Origin of the sequence: Megasphaera coli (genome assembly GCF_900095855.1) — a bacterium.
In the GTDB taxonomy this organism is placed as follows: Bacteria; Bacillota; Negativicutes; order Veillonellales; family Megasphaeraceae; genus Megasphaera; species Megasphaera massiliensis_A.
The window spans coordinates 1,373,464-1,390,697 of record NZ_FMIY01000002.1 but is presented as its reverse complement, the minus strand read 5'-3'; the positions used below and the strand labels follow the sequence as shown (position 1 = coordinate 1,390,697).

Here is a 17,234-nt window from a genome sequence, read left to right as displayed (position 1 = left end):
AGCCCCGGTATATACACTGAGCCTCGGCGGGAACATTTCCCGCCGAGGCTCGGTATTGAATTACACGTATTATCTTAATTTACGGTCTTCCTCTAATACCACTCATTTATATAGCACTCTGTCTTCGGAAAGAGATGTGTCAGTTTTTGCACTTCTTCGTCCGTAGCCGTGAGTTTTTCGTAATAGCGAAGCTCTTTCGCGTTCATGGTGCCGAAGACGAGGAGGGCCAGTGTACCCGCCGGAACAGCTGCCGTTGGCGCGACGTCGGTGCCATCCGCCAACGTTACCTTGCCCTTACCTGCCTGCACGTTTAGCGTGAAGGTACCGTTGTTCCACGAGGCGATGGGATCCGTGACGGTGAAAGTAATTTTTTCGTTTACGTTCTTGCCGTAAGTGACAGTTTCCAATGCGGCTTTGACATCGACGATACGGCCCGTCATGAAGGGCATGGTTTCGTGCCCCTTTTTGCCGTCCGGGTAAAAGCGGTAGCCATCGTCACGCATAGCCTCGTTCCACTGCAAGGCCTCTCCTTGGGAACGGTGGTTATAGAAGTATTCCAAAAGGCCCCGCTTGCCCTGATATGTGGCGTAAACAAATTCACTGCACCGTATCGTCGGTGCACCGAGTTGGTAGAAAGAGTATGCAATCGGCTCGTCTCCGTTAAAGACGACGACGATGTTCCCTTCAGCCAGCTGCGCGTCAATGTGGCGGCGCCATGACTCTTCGTCGCGGACGGCGTAGCCCGAGAGGTCAGCCGTGTATTTTTCGTAGACCTCGGCTAAGTAACGCCACCGGTCGGACGAGTCGACAAAACCGAACCGGACAGTTTTGTCCGTCAGGGGACGCAGGTCATCGAGGTTCACGGTATCGCGCCACTGATGACAATAGAGCTCGTAGCCGTACTGTTGATAAAACCCCGCCCGAGACGGCATGAGGATGTGCACGGCCTGGCCGCGCCGTCTCATTTCTTCGAGGGCCGCCGCAAGGAGCATGCCGCCTATACCGCCGCGCCGTGCCGCCGGGTGTGTGGCCAAACCGACAATATATGACACAGGCAATATTTTGCTGCGCAAAGAAAGTTTATATTGATTCAGGTGGGTCACGCAGACAACATTGTCGCCGTCCAGGCCGAGGAGCACGTTTTCCGGTTTGTACATGTTCGCAAAGTACCAGCGGAAAAAAGGGTGCTCCTTCGGCTCAAAGCAGTAGGCCCACAAATTTTCCACGACGTCCCGTTCTTCGGGGCGGGCTAAACGAAAGCGTATCATAGTGACCTCTTTTCTTTATTTCGCCAAGGTAACACTGAATTTTTCCACGTAATGGTCCGGATTGTACGATTCCTTCGACTGGCGCAGGCCCGGCAGACCTATATCTTCTTCGCGGTTGATGTATGTCGTGTGGCTCCAGGCATGGACAATGAACTCATGATTAATCGCCTGATAGAGGCCGCGAATGGCCGGGTCGCTCTTTTCAAAGTGGATGATCGCCGTGTCGTCATTGAGCATTTCGCCGATGGAGAAGGCGGCGATCTTGTTGAAAATGCGAATAGCACCGCCTGTGGCACCAAGGGCGTCCCAATTATCGAAGATCGTCTCAATGGCCAAGCGTTCTCCCTGCATTTCATCTCCATCCTCGCCGACTATTTCCCGATCCATACGGTTTTCCATCCACCGCGCGTCGGCGGCCAAACATTCTTCAAAAATTTCCGGTGTCACGGGCACGTACTCGTACCCCATGTACTGATTGCGGAAATGATTCAAATTGTTCTTCTTCTGGCGAAACTTTTTGCCCGACAGGTTAATCAAGTCCTGCGTCAAGTAAACATATTCGTAGTTGTCCCGGTCCGGAGTGACGACGTAACAATCGGGACAGAGTTTTTGCAAGCGCTCAACGACAGGCACCGTAACGCCCTTCATGAGAAGCGGATAGTTATGCGCATCAAACCATTCCTTCATTCGGTCCAGGCCGGCGACAAAACCACCGTCACGACGTGAAAAAGGCGGCAGCCAAAATTGCTGCTTGCCGCGGCCTGAACGGATATAGAGCACATTATCTTCTTCTGCCCACTGGATTTCATAAGGATACTGCCAGGCGAAGAGGTTCATAAAGGTCGCGTCGGCCTGTTCGTACCGCTTTTGATGGAAATAATCATCCAAAACCGGCTTGTCGGCAATGGTAAATTCCTTAAACTGAATGATAATAATCCCCCCTAACGGTATAAAACTCAATATTCATTACTCATTCCTCTACGGGTTGTTTCATTTATACGGGTTATTCTTTTTTGCGATACCCTAAGGCGTAAGAAATTTCGCAGGCATACTGGCTCATTGTAAAAAGCATTTTCTGCCGTACGGAATCGTAGAAACGCATGGACGGACCGGCAATCGTAAGGGATGCGACGACCTGATTCTCAAAATTAAAAATCGGCACGGCCAGAGCAAAGAGGCCGTTTTCGCTCTCATCCTGAGTGACGGCATAGCCGTTGTGGCGAATCATGGTGAGCTCGCTTTCCGTCAAATTGCCGCAGGCGTCACTGATGCGCTTCTGTTCATCCGCACCGGCCCAGGCCACGAGAACTTTGCCGGCCGCACCCTTGTAGATAGGCAACGATTCGCCGATGGGTATGACGCGCCGCAGAGAGTGCGTGCTTTCAACGTGATCGAGACAGATGCGGCAGTCCCCTTCAGCAATGTACATACTCGCCGTTTCATTAAACTCCTGCTGCAGTCTGTGCAAATAGGGTTTTGCCAAGGTGACGAGGTTTTCCGTCCAATGGGACGAATAGCCGAGGGCCAGGGCCCGTGCGCCCAGACGGTACTGCTTGGAATCTTCGTTGCGCGTCAAATAGTGGCGCCGCTCCAGTGTGTTGACAATGCGAAAGGCCGTCGACGTATTGAGCTCCGTTTTGGCAGCAATTTCTTTAAGCGTCATGCCGCCGTTGCACTCGACGAAGAGGTCGAGAACGTCAAGGCTTTTTTCCAGTGATTTTAATAAACTTCCTTCCCGATTGGATTCACTATGAAATTTATCTTTCATCGTAATTCCCTTCTTTGCATTAGCCTGAAACTTTCATGCCGATTTCCAGCGAACCGGGCGGATCCGAGACAATGGTTTCGCCTTCACGAAGACCGTTCAGGACGACGACCCGACCGTTCTCTTCATCCCCCGTAAGGACGGCGCGGGCGTCGACGAGTCCGTCGTTGTTCACGACATAAACGAAGTCGCCGCTGTCTTTCGTGCGTACCGCTTCTTTGGGTACTGTAATCTGGTCGATTTCCTGCGGCGCCGAGAGACGAATAGAGTAAAATTCGCCCGGCACGAAGAGGTTTTTCGTATTGTTAAAGGTGATTTTAGCAAGGTACGACTCGGTTGCACCGTCTTCTTCAGTCGCCAAAAAGGTCAACTCTCCCGCTTCCGTCTCGCCTGCAGGCGTCAGTATCTGCACGCGCAGACTGCCGTTGCCGCGGGCCTCGCGAATGGCGTCAACATAAGCTTTGGGCACGGCAAAGGTCGCAACGAGGGGGGTCATTTGCTGAATCGTCGCCAATATATTGCCTGCCACGGCGACGGACGAGTTTTCCGATACGGCCGTGACGCGCCCGTCAATGGGCGAGTAAATGGTCGCATTGCTCAGCATTTCCCGCGCCGTCTGGATGGTCTGCTGCAATTGGGCAATTTTTTCCGTATCTACGGCAGGCACAACGGCAGGCGCGCTGCGGGAACGCATCTGTTCGTATTCAACGCGGGAAATGGCACCCATATCATACCATACATCAAGTTTGGCCCGCTCGCCCGTATCGGCTGCCGCCGTATAAGAAGGCGTTGCTGTAGCCGCTGCCGCCATGAGTTCCGCTTCGGCCTGGCTCACACTCTGTTGGTACGGCGCGGCATCCACTTGGGCAACTACTTCGCCCGCTTTGATTTCCTGTCCTACCGCGAGAGGAGCCGAGACGAGCTTGCCCGACACTTTCGGCATGATTTCCGCCGCGTGCAGGGCCGTAATGTTGGCATCCAACGTCAGGACAACGGGATGCGCCGACATTGTTACCTTTTCGGTCTTCGTCGACACCGTGTTGCCGCAGCCCGTGAGAACGGCGAGGGATAAAAGGGCGGCACCGCAAAGGCCGAGTACTTGTTTTCCGTTCATACTGATTCAGTCCTTACATAAGCGTATAGTACGCAGTCACAACGGCCACGCCGGGAATGCCGAAAAAACCGATGATTATGCCGACGAGAGGCGTAATCGTCACATGGGCCAGGCCGACGAGAGAACCGTATGTGTTGACAAGATACAACAAAAAGAGGCCCGACACCGTATTGACGACCAGGCGGCGCATCGGTGCCAATATAAATTTATTAATAATAAAAAGAAGAATAATCCCCGCTGCAATAGATGCGTATTCCATAAGAACCTCACATTTCCCGGCGATTAGCTACGGCGCCGGCCAAGGTCGCTTCATCGGCAAATTCGATGTCACCACCCATGGGCAAGCCTCTGGCAATGCGCGTTACTTTGACGCCGGTCTGTTTCAAGAGCCGCGCCAGATAGAGAGCCGTCGCCTCGCCTTCCACGTCGGGATCCGTGGCAATAATGACTTCCGCCACGTCCGCATTGCCCAAGCGCTGCAAGAGTTCCCGAATGCGCAGGTCTTCGGCGCCGATGCCGTCCAAGGGGGACAAGGCGCCGTGCAGGACGTGGTAGAGGCCGCGGTAATCCTTGCTGCGCTCAATAGCCGACACGTCCTGCGGCGTTTCGACTACGCAAATAACCGACCTGTCGCGGTGCAAGTCCGCGCAAACAGGGCAGGGGTCAGATGACGAAAGATTGAAACAGACGGAACAAAAGCGCATTTTTTCCTTTGCCTCACGAATAGCGGCGATAAAGGCGTTCGTCTTTTCTTCCGGCTGCTGCACGACATGGTAGGCAAGCTTACGCGCCGTCTTGATGCCGATGCCCGGCAGGCGACGAAACTGCTCGGCCAGCTGTTCCAAAGGCGTTTCCATCAGAACAGCCCCGGTAAATTCATGCCGCCCGTAATTTTGCTCATTTCCTGAGCCATCAGGTCGTCCACTTTCTTGCTTGCTTCATTGACAGCCGCGACGATGAGATCTTCGAGCATTTCCTTATCTTCCGGGTCAATGACGGACGGATCGATGGAAACGCTTTCTACACTCTTTTCACCGTTCATAACAAGTGTCAACGTGCCGCCGCCGACCGTCGCTTCAACGGTCCGCGTCTTGAGCTCTTCCTGCATCTTTTTCATGTCTTTTTGCATTTTCTGCACTTTTTTCATCATGCCTTGCATATTACCGCCGAACATTATAGTTTCCTCCTTGTTGTACACTTAGTCTTTGTATTCTACGTATAGATGAAAGTCATTTATTTGTTTGAGCAGGGGAGAAAGAACTTCCCGATCTTCCGCAGGTATATCGGCGGGAGAAATCTTTCCTTCCCGAAGCGGTGTCTTTTTCGCCGTTTCGGGAATTGCCGCCGTCTCTACAGTGAGGTCAGCGTTTTTTTTTTCGTATGCCGCAAGATCCGCGTCGCCTTCAAGGTAGCCGCGCATATGATATCCTTTACCGAGGACCTGCGTCAATGCGGCGTCAATGCAGGAATAGTAGTCTTCCCGGTTAGCCCGCTTGACCATGAACTCCGTCTTTAAGGCCAGGATGAACTCGGTCTCGCCGATGTAGGCTACGCGGCCGGCGCGGACGCAGGAGAGAACGGCTTTCTTCCGCTCCCTGTCGAGAACGGCGCACACATCGTGCCAAATCCTGGCGTAGTCCGCCTGCACCGGTGCAGGTACGACCTCGGTTACCGGTACGGCAAGTGCTGCACTTGCATCATTCACAGACAGCACAGAATCTGCAGCAGCTTTCGATGCTGCAGCCGCTTGAGGCGGCGGTTCTTTCACCGGCCGCTCCGGCTCTGTTTCGGCCTGTTTTGCCGACGGCACAGGTGCAGCCGGCACGGCATACACCCGTTCTTCCAACTCTTTCACGCGCGCCGTAAGGTCGTCGCCGTCGGCAGTCCGAACACGAGCCGCCATGAGAAGACCCGTCTCCGCCGCAATACGCGGTAAGGGTGAGTTTTTAACCCGCAGGAGCGCTTCCTGGAGGATATTGAGGACGGCAAAGATGCGGCCCGTCGGGACGGCTTCCGCCTGGACACGCAGTTCCGTGTCCGAATCGGCATAGGCCGAGAGCGTATCCGTACCGGGTGCCGCCTTGCAGAGCAAAAGAGCACGCAAATGCGTAATGAGCTCCGTCAGGAACATTTGCGGCTCCTTGCCCATAGCGATAACATCGTCAACACCCTTGATGAGGTCTCCGTTCCGCCCCGCAAAGAGGGCGGCGGCCATGGAGAAGAGCCAGTCCTTGCCGACGAGACCGAAGAGGGAGCGTACGAGAGCTTCGTCAACGACGTCGGCACCCGTGCCGGCGCACTGGTCGAGATAACTCAAAGCGTCACGCATACCGCCGTCTGCCTGTACGGCCATGATATGGGCAGCCCCCGCCGTCAGGTCGATATTTTCCCGCTCCGCCACGTAGAGGAGGCGTTCACCGATATCGGTACTCGTCAGGCGCCGAAACTCGTAGCGCTGGCAGCGCGAAAGAATGGTCATGGGAATCCGCTCGGCTTCGGTCGTCGCCAAGATAAAGACGACATGGGCCGGCGGCTCTTCCAATGTCTTCAGCAGAGCATTGAAGGCTTCCGTCGTCAGCATGTGGACTTCGTCGATAATGTATATCTTACGCCGCCCTTCCGCAGGCATGAACTTCACCGTCTCGCGAAGCTGGCGAATGTCTTCGATGCTGCGGTTCGACGCGGCGTCGATTTCTGCCACGTCCAACGACTCGCCGCTTGTAATGTGACGGCATACGCCGCAGTCGTTGCAGGGGTGCGCCGTCGGACCGTGGACGCAGTTCACGGCCTTGGCAAAAATCTTGGCCGTACTCGTCTTGCCCGTGCCGCGGGGCCCCGAGAAGAGGTAAGCGTGGGCTACCTTGTCCTTTTCAATTGCCTGTTGTAAAGTTGCCGTAATGTGCTCCTGTCCGACGACATCGTCGAAGTCTTGGGGACGCCACTTGCGGTACAACGCCATATAGGCCATACATATACCCTTTCAAATACGAAAAAAAGCAGCTAATCGCTGCCCTTGCGCCAAGTAAAAGCACTCGTGCATGATAGCCTTACCGGGTTCCCTTGTGGCACATGAAGATGACTACTTATCGCTGCTTCCTCTCGGACCTGACGAGGTTCATAGGTCTCCATTGCACAAGCCCCGGCAGGCTACCACGCACCAACACTTTTATATGCCTGCTAATTATAGCCCATCGGGCAAAAAATAGCAAGGTAATACGAGGGAGAGGGGGGATTGGCGGCATTGTCGATCTTTTACCGCTAAAATAATAAATCCGGATAATCTGGTCTCAGATTACCCGGACATGTTACATGTTAAGCTATGCTTGATTTATCATGTACAAAAGCCGACAGACTAAGGCATGCAGGCGGCGGCTTACTTTAGCTTGGCTCCAACCGAAAGCCGACGCGATTTGCCGTTCCGTCCATTCGCGTCGGAAGCGGCAGGCAACAAGACATTTTTCTTCTGCCGACAATTTTTGCAATGTAGTTTTCAATTGATCACGGTTATCTTTCAATAAAAGCATCGTTTCCGGCTGTACATACGGATCGCTGTCAACGGGTTCGGGCAAATCCCGCCCGTCCGTTTCATCAAAAAAGTGAACAGAACGTATGAACCGGCTGTCATCACGTCGTTTTTTCGTCACGTAATCACGAAAACGATTGTGGACACTCGCCTTGAGACAGTACCCGAAAGGCTTGGAACCGTACGTATCAAAAGCGGCAATACATTCCAAGGCGGCAAGGGCCGCCGTTTGATAAGCATCTTCATAGGAGGGAAAACACATCCGGTATTTGCGGATTTGGCCCAGAAGGAGCGGTTTGTAGATATCCAATAATAATTGCTTTGCTGCCATATCTCCCTGTTGGGCTAAAATAACTGCGGACGGGGTTTCGTCATAATGTTGCATACTGAACATCTCCTTCATATATTTTTCTCCCCCCGCTGCTGCCGGGAACGGAGTACGAGCGGCGCTGCCTGCGCCGCTCATACACCCGGCTCCGGTTTCAGGCCTTACTCAAAGACTTCTACCTTGCGCGTTACAATCTGACTTGCCGCAAGGGCCGTCAAATCACCGTTCTTAGAAGCGAAGACGTTGGCACTGATGACCGCGCTTGCCGCCCCGTCGACAGCAGCCTTGTCAAGGTCCGCCTTGGGACGCTGCAATGCGTAATTCACTTTCTTGCCTTTATCATCGGTAAAGATGAGCGTTAATGTTTTCGTTTCCGATTTTGTCTTCATCGTAATTCCTCCTCGTTACAGACTATTCGACGATTTCGTACTGAACCGTTTCTTTTACCTTGTCCAAATGATCTTTCTGAAGGCCCGCCAACGCGTTTGCCGCCGACCATAAGCCGGCCGGCTCCGCATCGGCCTTAACGCCGGAAAAAGAAAGGCTGCGATTTTTTTGTTTACCGCCATCCTCATAAGAGACGACGAGCTGTAACTTTCCGGATATTACCTTTTTATCTGCCATATTCGTATCCTCCATTCAATTTATAAATTCTGCCGTGAGGGGCACAGGACAAAACTGTCAACAAAATTGTGCTTATGCACCTTGAGGTGTTGCCGTTACGGGGCGATTGTCCATGCGAAAGTGGACTTCGTCACCGATAGCAAGACCCGTCATGCGCGCCATTTGATTAGCCGGGCAGGGACATCGGGCCGAACAGCCGCAAAGACTGTACGGCCGCAGCGGCAAGATAAGGCGAACGAGGCGCTGCAAAACGTAGATAATCTGCTTCTTGTCGAGCGTTCGTAAAAAACCGAGCATACTATCCCTCCTTTCTCATGCTGTAATTACCCCTCTATACTTATAAAGCAAACTAAGTCGCCATTTTATTCACCTTTTTTAGTTTTTTATCATAAAATACAATTCAAAATTGAACATTGTCCGAGCAGACCGGCTCACAGACACACTGCCTGCTCTTATTCCGATTGGACATCTAAATCATAATTACGAGACGATCCGTAAAGTTTTGTGCGTTCAATTTCAGTTTATAATCAAGCAATTAATACTTACATATTATTGTTTAATTATTGACAAGTTTTAAATTTTTGATACAATTTAGGAAGTTATCACAAAGTCAAGACATTATATTGTCAATTCAAAAACATTATACCAAAAGGAGTGTGAACGTATGAATCGAATTTACAAGGTTATCTGGAGCAATGCAAAAGGTCGCTACGTTGTCGTTTCGGAGTTGGTTTCCCGTTATGCACACAGTACCGCTGTTTCGGGACAACATAAAACGATGCTGGCAGCTTTGGTTGCTTGTCTTTGTATTGGCGGCACCGCACTGGCAACACCGGCGACAAATCCTGCCGGCGAAGGTCCGGGCGTGGCGATAGGTACCGGCAGCAATGCCTCAAGAGATACGAGTATCGCTATCGGCAAGGATGCGCATATGCGGATGCACGGCGGCATTCCGTCTACAGCTGAAGGTGAGATCGCGATTGGAAACAATTCGCTTATCGAAAATTATTTAAACCAAGGCGGCAGCATTGTTTTCGGACAAAAGGCGCATGTACAAAATATGTTCGGCTCCACGGAAAGATCCATGCTGATGGGACAGACCGCGCTTAACGGCAGTCTGCCTGCTGCCCCCTCCAATTTGGCGGGCGGTATTGCTATCGGCGAAAATTCTTATGCCCGTTCGGGCAGCCTGATGATAGGAGCCCATAATTACCGCGGCGTCATCGGTGACACGACAATCGATACGGGTGCGGCGGACAGTGCCGCCGGCAGTATGCATAACGCCAATCTGCAGATGAATTCCACGACGCTGGGAACAAACAGCTTCAATTTCGGCGCTTTCTCCACCGTAACCGGCGCCTATACGGCGGTTACCGGCGACTATACAAAGGATAAGTGGGCCAATTTTGGGGCTACCGTAACCGGCTCGCTGAACACGATTGAATCCAAGAGCTCGACCGGCGCCAATGCCGGCGTCGCCAACAATATCCTCGGCACGGCCAACCGCACGTTCAATACGAACGGGTCTGTGGTCCTGGGTGCGGGAAATGCGATTACCAATTCCGTTGACACAATCTCGTTCACGCCGGATCAATCAATGAGTTCGGCGAAAACCGTTGCGGACAAATTCCGCGAGGCCATTAAGAATTCCAATGGCGGCGGTGCCCTGACTGTCCTGGGCTCCGGCAACACGGCAGATTATGTGCAGGCGTCTCAGATCATCGGCGTGAACAACACGCTGAAAGGAACCAGCGGGGCTGTCAGCAAGTATAATTTTATCAACGGCTATAAAAATGACGTACACCACGTTACTCATGCGACCGTGATCGGTTCTGAAAATACTGTTGGCGGAACGGCCGGCGATATGCTGGAAGACATCGTTGTCATCGGGAACAACCGCCGCGCTACCAGCCGGTCCGATCACAGCATTATTCTCGGTTCCTCCGATGTCAGCGGCGATACGTATAACGTAGCCCCCAACATGGTCGTAATCGGCCGCAACGCCAACGTACGGGACCATGGCGGTAACCAGTCCGGCGGCGGCGATGTCGCCGTCGGCAACGGCACTCTCATTGAGAACTACGTGAACCAGGGCGGCAGTGTCGCTTTGGGGCAGAAGGCTCATGTTCGAAATATGACCGGATCCACGGAAGTGGCACTGGGGATGGGACAGGTCAGCTGGACCGCCGATGCCAACGGAACCAGTGTACCTGATGATCCCTCGAAGGTCGCCGGCGGAGTGGCTATCGGGGAAAATGCCTTTGCCCGTACGGGCAGCCTGATGATAGGGACCCATAATTACCGCGGCGCCATCGGCGACACGATGATCGATACGGGCGCGGCGGACACTGCAGCCGGCAGTATATACAACGCCAACCTGCAGATGAATTCCACGACGCTGGGAACAAACAGCTTCAATTTCGGCGCTTTCTCCACCGTGACCGGCGCTTATACGGCGGTTACTGGAGATTATACAAAAGATAAATGGGCCAATTTCGGGGCTACCGTAACCGGCTCGCTGAACACGATTGAATCCAAGAGCTCGACCGGCGCCAATGCCGGTGTCGCCAACAGTATCCTCGGCACGGCCAACCGCACGGCCAATACGAACGGAACGGTAGTGCTGGGTGCAGGCAACGAAATCACCAATTCCTTCGACACGCTCTCGTTTATGCCGGATAAATCGATGGGTTCGGCAAAAGACGTTGCGGACAAATTCCGCGAGGCTATTAAGAACGCCAACGGCGGCGGTGCTCTGACCGTTTTGGGCTCCGGGAATACGGCGGATTATGCACAGGCTTCGCAGATTATCGGTACGAAAAATACGGTAACAGGAACCGGCGGTGCCGTCAGCAAGGGAAATACGGTTATCGGCAGCAATCATAAACTGACCGGCGTATCGAACAGCGTGGTCATCGGCTCCGCCGACAATGAAACGGAACAGACCGTATCCGAAGCCGTGTCCGTCGGCCACAACGCCAAGGTGGAAAAAGCCGGCGGTGTGGCATTGGGAAGCGGTTCCGTCGCTTCTGTGGACAAGGGAATTGCAGGCTATGATCCGGTAACGGGAGCCAACTCCACTGTGACTACTTCCACATGGAAAGCCACACAGGCAGCCGTTTCCGTCGGTGATGCGGCGAACAATGTGACCCGTCAGATTACGGGCGTAGCGGCAGGCACGCAGGATACGGATGCCGTCAACGTGGCACAGCTGAAAAATGTAAAGACTGCCGCTGATGCTGCGAAGACACATTACTACAGTGTCAAGTCTACAGAAACGGGCAGCGGAAGCAACTATAATAATGACGGAGCCAAGGGAGATAATTCACTGGCTGCCGGCGTCAAGGCATCTACCATGAGCCATAACAGCGTGGCCATCGGTACGGAAGCACTGATCAAGGACAGCAACGGTCACCGTGGCAGCGGTGACATTGCTATCGGCAATAAGTCTTATATCGACAACTACGTTGATCAGGGCGGCAGCATCGCTATCGGGCAGAATGCCCGCGTGGAAAATATGGCCGGCAATCAGGAAAAGCTGTTTGCTCTCGGGCAGACGACCTTCAGCGGCTATCCTGCCATTCCGGCTGATCCGTCGAAGGAAGCCGGCGGTATTGCCATCGGTGAAAATACCTTTGCCCGTACAGGCAGTTTGATGGTAGGGACTCACAACTACAAAGGTAAGATGGGAGATGTAGATATTGATAGCGCCAATACAAGAGCGACCGGTATCAATGTCAACGCAACAACGTTGGGAACGAACAGCTATAATCAGGGGGCTTTCTCGACAGTGAACGGTGCGTACTCCATCATTTCCGGAAAATATAACGGCAGCAACTGGTCTTTCTATGCAGGGCAGAACTTCGGCGCGACGGTCATGGGATCCTTGAACAGTGTTGAATCTGCAACGTCTTCAAACAGCTATTCTGGTGTTGCCAACAGCATCGTCGGCACGGCGAACCGGACATTCAACTCCAACGGTTCCCTGATTTTCGGCGCCGGCAATGAGATTACCAACTCCATTACCAATATTTCCGCGCCGTCTGACGGCGGTTCTTCGGCAAAAGATCTGGCCGACAAGCTCCGCACTGCCGTGAAGAATTCTGACGGCGGCGGTTCAACATTGGCTATGGGCGGCGGCAATACGGCCGACTGGACGCAAGCTTCCCAGATCATCGGCGTGGGCAACGTTCTGAAAGGGACCAGCGGGGCTGTCAGCAAGTACAATATGATCGACGGTTATAAAAATACGGCGACTAATGTCAATCATGTATCCGTCATCGGCTCCGAAAACACGGTGGAAGACACGGATGATGCTCTCGTGATGGGCAACAAGCGGAAACTTTCAAACCACGCCGACAACAGCATCGTTCTGGGCTCCGGAGACAGCACCATTACGACGAGCGTGGCAAACGCCGTAGCCATCGGCCATAATGCCAATGTGACCGCGGCCGGCGGTGTAGCTCTCGGCTTCGGCTCCATAGCTTCTACCGCAGCCGGTGCCGCAGGCTATGATCCCAAGACCGGCGGGGCTTCGTCCGACGCGTCTGCGACATGGAAGGCCACACAGGCGGCCGTTTCCGTCGGTGATGCGGCAAACAATGTGACCCGTCAGATTACGGGCGTGGCGGCAGGTGCGCAGGATACGGACGCCGTCAATGTGGCGCAGCTGAAGCAGGTTCAGTCAACGGCGACGACGGCCGCGAATATGGAAGTAAAAGGCGGAGATAATGTGACTGTCGATAAGACGACTGCCGGCCCCGATAACCATACAGTCTATACGGTTAATTCCAAGGACACGTATACGACAGGCGGCACGTATGATGCGGCAACGAAGAAGCTCAAATTCACGCAGAATGATCCGTCCAAGAATTATGAAGTTGACGTAAGCGGTCTCGTAGGTGCCGGCGGAAGCGGTAATCTGACCTTTGCGGGAGATTCGGGCAGTCCCGTCACCAAGAATTCGGGCGAAACGCTCAATATCACCGGCGGTGTCAGTGAAGCGGATACGGCTTCGGCGAACAATATCGGCGTTATTGCCAAGGACGGCAAGCTGAACCTGAAGCTTGCCAAGAACATCGACCTGGGCAGTGACGGCAGCGTCAAGACCGGCAATACGAAGGTCAGCAATACGGGCGTGACGATCGCCGGCGGCCCGTCCATGACGACGACAGGAATCGATGCGGGCGGCAAGAAGATCACGAGTGTGGCGGCCGGAGAAGTCAGCAGCACTTCGACGGATGCCGTAAACGGCAGCCAGCTCCACGCCGTAAAGAATGACGTACAGAACATCACGAACAATGTGACGAATATCAGCGGCAAAGTGAACAAGCTGGACAACCGTCTTGACCGCGTCGGCGCGGGAGCGGCGGCATTGGCGGCTCTCCATCCGCTGGATTTCGATCCGGACGACAAGTGGGATTTTGCAGCGGGTTACGGCAATTACCGCGGCGCCAACGCCGTGTCGGTAGGCGCTTTCTACCGTCCCAATGAAGACACGATGCTGTCCGTCGGCGGCAGCTTCGGCGGCGGTGAAAACATGGTCAACGCCGGTATCAGCCTGAAGCTGGGTCAGGGCAATCATGTATCCACCTCCAAGGTGGCTATGGCCAAGGAAATTGTCGATCTGAAGGCCGACAACAAAGAGCTTCGCAAACAGATAGAGGATATGAACGATCGGCTGAATGCCGTCCTCGGCCTGTTGGATACAAGCAAGACCAAGGATTTTCCCGATGTGCCGGAAAACCATTGGGCTTATGAGTATATTCGCGTCCTTGCCGGCAACGGCCTTATCCAAGGGTATCCTGACGGTACCTTCGGAGGCGACCGTTCTATGACACGGTATGAATTTGCGACGCTCCTTTACAGGGCATTGAAGAACGGAGCTCCTGTTGACGACACGATGGACAAGGCAATGAATGAGTTCGAACCGGAATTGCGCCGGATTCGCGCAGACCGAATCCGTGTAGACCGTATTTCCGGAAAAGACAATGACAGAAGCAAGGTAGAGCGCGTACGTGTCAACAATGACGACGATAAGGAAAATAATGACTATCGCGATGTGTACGGTTCCCATATTCCGGCCGAAGGATAAACAAACGGAATAAACATTGCAAACATACTCTGTTAGAGAAACAAGGCCCCACGGCGAGAGTTATCTTGCCGTGGGGCCTTGTGCTTGCATGCCAATCTTACGGTTCCGTCTTATAACGCTTAAAAAATCCACTTTTTACGGGATAAATAGTTCCACACGGTCACGACGGCGCTTGCCAACATTTTGGCCGGCACCGGCGCCAAAGCAAATACCTGCTGCGAGGTAAAGAGCCACATGAGGAGGAGATTCCACAAAAGCCCCATGCCGCTGACGAGAAAGACGAGGGATATTTCGGCCCGCCTGCCGTAGCGCCGACCGCTTTCAAAGACGAAGATGTTGCCCAATACATAGTGATAGACCGTCGAGATGGAAAAAGCCGTAGCCGTTGCCGCCAAAATGGGCTCCGTAGGGCCGACATCCTGAAGCAGAGCTCCGTAAGCACGGTAAAGGAAATAAAATAAAATCCATTCCAAAACGGCTGCCGAACCGCCGATGAGAAGATAAAAGAAAACTTTTATATATTCTTTGTCCGTATAATCTTTGCCGAAGAGTGTTTTCCGCTTCATTACTTCTTCGCTCCGTGCGCCTTCTTCCATGCCTTAATTTCTTCCAAACGGTCCTTATACCGCTCTTCCAGGCCTCGTCCGGTCGGCACGTAATATGCTTTTCCGGCCAGGGAATCGGGCAGGCACTGCATGGTTGTCAGACCGGCCGGGTTATCGTGAGCATATTCATAGTCTTTACCGTAATTCAAGTCTTTCATCAGTTTTGTCGGCGCATTGCGAATCTGCAGCGGTACGGGTTCGGCAATCTGCTCAAGCGCATCTTTACGCGCCGCCAAATAGGCCGTTTCCATAGCATTCGACTTGGGCGCCAACGAAAGATACACGACAATTTCCGTCAAGTGAACGTTGCATTCGGGCATGCCGAGAAAATGACAGGACTGATATGCCGCAACGGCCAATTCCAAGGCACGCGGATCCGCAAGACCCACGTCCTCGGCGGCAAAGCGGACAACGCGGCGAGCCACGTAAAGCGGATCTTCACCGGCCTCAAGCATGCGGGCCAGCCAGTAAATGGCTGCATCCGGGTCGGAATTACGCATGGACTTGTGCAGGGCCGAAATAAGATTGTAATGCTCTTCCCCCTTTTTATCGTACAAGAGGAATTTCTTGGAAATGCACTGCTCCAACGATTCTTCAGTCACCTTCAGCGTATCGCCCTCGAGTTCACCGTTGAGGACGGCCATTTCCAAAGTTGACAGCGCCGCACGGGCATCGCCGTCGGCAAAGCCCGCAATCACCCCGAGCAGGTCGTCCGCAATGTTAATTTCCCGCATGCCGAAGCCTGCCGGCTCCTGCAAAGCGCGGCGCAGGAGTACGACGAGGTCGTCTGCAGACAGGGCTTGCAAAACAAAGACCTTACAGCGCGAGAGAAGCGCGCCGTTTATTTCAAAGGAAGGGTTTTCCGTCGTCGCACCGATGAGCGTGATACTGCCTTTTTCCACGAAGGGAAGAAAAGCATCCTGCTGTGCCTTATTGAAACGATGAATTTCGTCGACGAAGAGAATCGTCCTGTCGCCGAAGCGCAGGTTTTCATCGGCCTGCCGCATAACCTGACGAATTTCCTTAATGCCGCCGGTGACAGCGGAAAAGTCGATGAACGCCGCCTTCGTGCGCTGCGCGATAATCCGGGCCAACGTCGTCTTGCCGACGCCGGGCGGCCCCCAAAAGATCATGGACGCAATCGTGTCGTTTTCGATAAGGCGCCGCAGAATTTTTCCTTCGCCGAGCAAGTGACGTTGGCCGATAAAGTCGTCCAGAGTCTGCGGCCGCAAACGCGCCGCCAAGGGCTGCTGCACCGCATTTGTTGTAAAGAGAGAAATTTCTTCCATATGACTTTTCCTTCAAATAACAGTTACGCTTCCGCTCCCGTAAGGGCCGTATATTCTTTGCGCACGTCGTCTTCGCAGGCGCGCATGGCGAGAATGGTCTTTTCCATAAGCTCCGTCAAATCCCAGCCGAGGCGCTGCGCTCCTTGCGTAATAATGTCACGGGAGCAGCCGGCGGCAAATTTTTTATCTTTAAATTTTTTCTTCAAGCTTTTCACTTCCATGTCCTGCGTGCTCTGCGAGGGACGCATCTTCGCGGCCGCGCCGATAAGGCCCGTCAGTTCGTCGGCGGCAAAAAGGATTTTTTCCATCAAGTGCTCCGGTTCGATGTCAACGCAAATACCGTAACCGTGACAACAAACGGCATGGACAAACCCGGGCGATGCGTCGACTTCCGCCAGGAGAGCCGGCGCCTTTTTGCAATGTTCTTCCGGGTATTTTTCAAAATCCACGTCATGCAAAAGACCGACGAGGCCCCACCAGTCGGCATCGCCGCCGTAACCGAGTTCGCAGGCGTACCACTTCATGACGCCTTCCACCGTGAGTGCATGCAGAATGTGAAAAGGTTCTTGATTATACTTCTGTAAAAGGCTTAAAGCTGCCGTTCTATCCATGTCTGTTCTCCTT

At 53.5% G+C, this 17,234-nt stretch carries 16 protein-coding genes and 1 other RNA gene; 1 reads left to right on the top strand and 16 read right to left on the bottom strand.

Annotated elements, in window-relative coordinates; all coding sequences use genetic code 11:
• Positions 1-92: 92 nt before the first annotated feature.
• From BQ2674_RS07285 to BQ2674_RS07225, 13 genes are all read right to left on the bottom strand, one after another.
• On the bottom strand, positions 93-1,265 hold the full coding sequence (locus BQ2674_RS07285) for a GNAT family N-acetyltransferase (RefSeq protein WP_075573388.1): 1,173 nt from the start codon (positions 1,263-1,265) through the stop codon (positions 93-95).
• A gap of 18 nt (positions 1,266-1,283) precedes the next feature.
• Positions 1,284-2,228, bottom strand: a complete 945-nt coding sequence (locus tag BQ2674_RS07280; protein ID WP_328585488.1) for a DUF2156 domain-containing protein — start codon at positions 2,226-2,228, stop codon at positions 1,284-1,286.
• Positions 2,229-2,271: 43 nt separating this feature from the next.
• On the bottom strand, positions 2,272-3,036 hold the full coding sequence (locus tag BQ2674_RS07275) for an IclR family transcriptional regulator (protein WP_075573126.1): 765 nt from the start codon (positions 3,034-3,036) through the stop codon (positions 2,272-2,274).
• Between the two features lie 19 nt (positions 3,037-3,055).
• On the bottom strand, positions 3,056-4,147 hold the full coding sequence (locus BQ2674_RS07270) for an efflux RND transporter periplasmic adaptor subunit (protein ID WP_075573125.1): 1,092 nt from the start codon (positions 4,145-4,147) through the stop codon (positions 3,056-3,058).
• A 13-nt stretch (positions 4,148-4,160) separates the two neighbouring features.
• Complete coding sequence (locus BQ2674_RS07265; protein WP_075573124.1) at positions 4,161-4,406, bottom strand: pro-sigmaK processing inhibitor BofA family protein; 246 nt, start codon at positions 4,404-4,406, stop codon at positions 4,161-4,163.
• Between the two features lie 7 nt (positions 4,407-4,413).
• On the bottom strand, positions 4,414-5,004 hold the full coding sequence (recR, locus tag BQ2674_RS07260) for a recombination mediator RecR (protein WP_075573123.1): 591 nt from the start codon (positions 5,002-5,004) through the stop codon (positions 4,414-4,416).
• A complete protein-coding gene (locus tag BQ2674_RS07255) occupies positions 5,004-5,321 on the bottom strand; it encodes a YbaB/EbfC family nucleoid-associated protein (protein ID WP_075573122.1) in 318 nt (105 codons plus the stop codon). The genes recR and BQ2674_RS07255 overlap by 1 nt, the downstream gene beginning before the upstream one ends.
• A 24-nt stretch (positions 5,322-5,345) precedes the next feature.
• Entirely contained in the window at positions 5,346-7,115 is a 1,770-nt protein-coding gene (gene dnaX, locus BQ2674_RS07250; RefSeq protein ID WP_075573121.1) for a DNA polymerase III subunit gamma/tau, read from the bottom strand.
• A gap of 77 nt (positions 7,116-7,192) precedes the next feature.
• Positions 7,193-7,292: signal recognition particle sRNA small type (ffs, locus tag BQ2674_RS07245), an RNA gene on the bottom strand.
• Positions 7,293-7,464: 172 nt separating this feature from the next.
• The gene (locus tag BQ2674_RS07240; RefSeq protein WP_205407619.1) at positions 7,465-8,073 is read right to left on the bottom strand and encodes a sigma-70 family RNA polymerase sigma factor; all 609 of its coding nucleotides are present in this window, start codon (positions 8,071-8,073) and stop codon (positions 7,465-7,467) included.
• Between the two features lie 86 nt (positions 8,074-8,159).
• Positions 8,160-8,387: a DUF2922 domain-containing protein gene (locus tag BQ2674_RS07235; protein ID WP_075573119.1), complete on the bottom strand. Its 228-nt coding sequence runs from the start codon at positions 8,385-8,387 to the stop codon at positions 8,160-8,162.
• Positions 8,388-8,409: 22 nt separating this feature from the next.
• Complete coding sequence (locus tag BQ2674_RS07230) at positions 8,410-8,622, bottom strand: DUF1659 domain-containing protein (protein ID WP_075573118.1); 213 nt, start codon at positions 8,620-8,622, stop codon at positions 8,410-8,412.
• 72 nt (positions 8,623-8,694) lie between these two features.
• The gene (locus tag BQ2674_RS07225; protein ID WP_075573117.1) at positions 8,695-8,919 is read right to left on the bottom strand and encodes a hypothetical protein; all 225 of its coding nucleotides are present in this window, start codon (positions 8,917-8,919) and stop codon (positions 8,695-8,697) included.
• Between the two features lie 367 nt (positions 8,920-9,286).
• On the opposite strand from BQ2674_RS07225, the gene BQ2674_RS08345 reads away from it, so the two are divergent.
• Complete coding sequence (locus tag BQ2674_RS08345; protein ID WP_083222320.1) at positions 9,287-14,716, top strand: S-layer homology domain-containing protein; 5,430 nt, start codon at positions 9,287-9,289, stop codon at positions 14,714-14,716.
• Positions 14,717-14,835: 119 nt separating this feature from the next.
• On the opposite strand, the gene BQ2674_RS07185 is transcribed toward BQ2674_RS08345, so the two are convergent.
• The 3 genes from BQ2674_RS07185 to BQ2674_RS07175 are packed head-to-tail and all read right to left on the bottom strand — an operon-like array spanning position 14,836 to position 17,221.
• The gene (locus tag BQ2674_RS07185) at positions 14,836-15,312 is read right to left on the bottom strand and encodes a GtrA family protein (protein ID WP_235828833.1); all 477 of its coding nucleotides are present in this window, start codon (positions 15,310-15,312) and stop codon (positions 14,836-14,838) included.
• Positions 15,282-16,610, bottom strand: coding sequence for a replication-associated recombination protein A (locus BQ2674_RS07180; protein ID WP_075573116.1), 1,329 nt, complete (start codon positions 16,608-16,610; stop codon positions 15,282-15,284). The genes BQ2674_RS07185 and BQ2674_RS07180 overlap by 31 nt, the downstream gene beginning before the upstream one ends.
• A gap of 23 nt (positions 16,611-16,633) precedes the next feature.
• Positions 16,634-17,221 (bottom strand): hydrolase, encoded by a 588-nt coding sequence (locus BQ2674_RS07175; RefSeq protein ID WP_075573115.1) that lies wholly within the window; start codon positions 17,219-17,221, stop codon positions 16,634-16,636.
• Positions 17,222-17,234 lie beyond the last annotated feature (13 nt).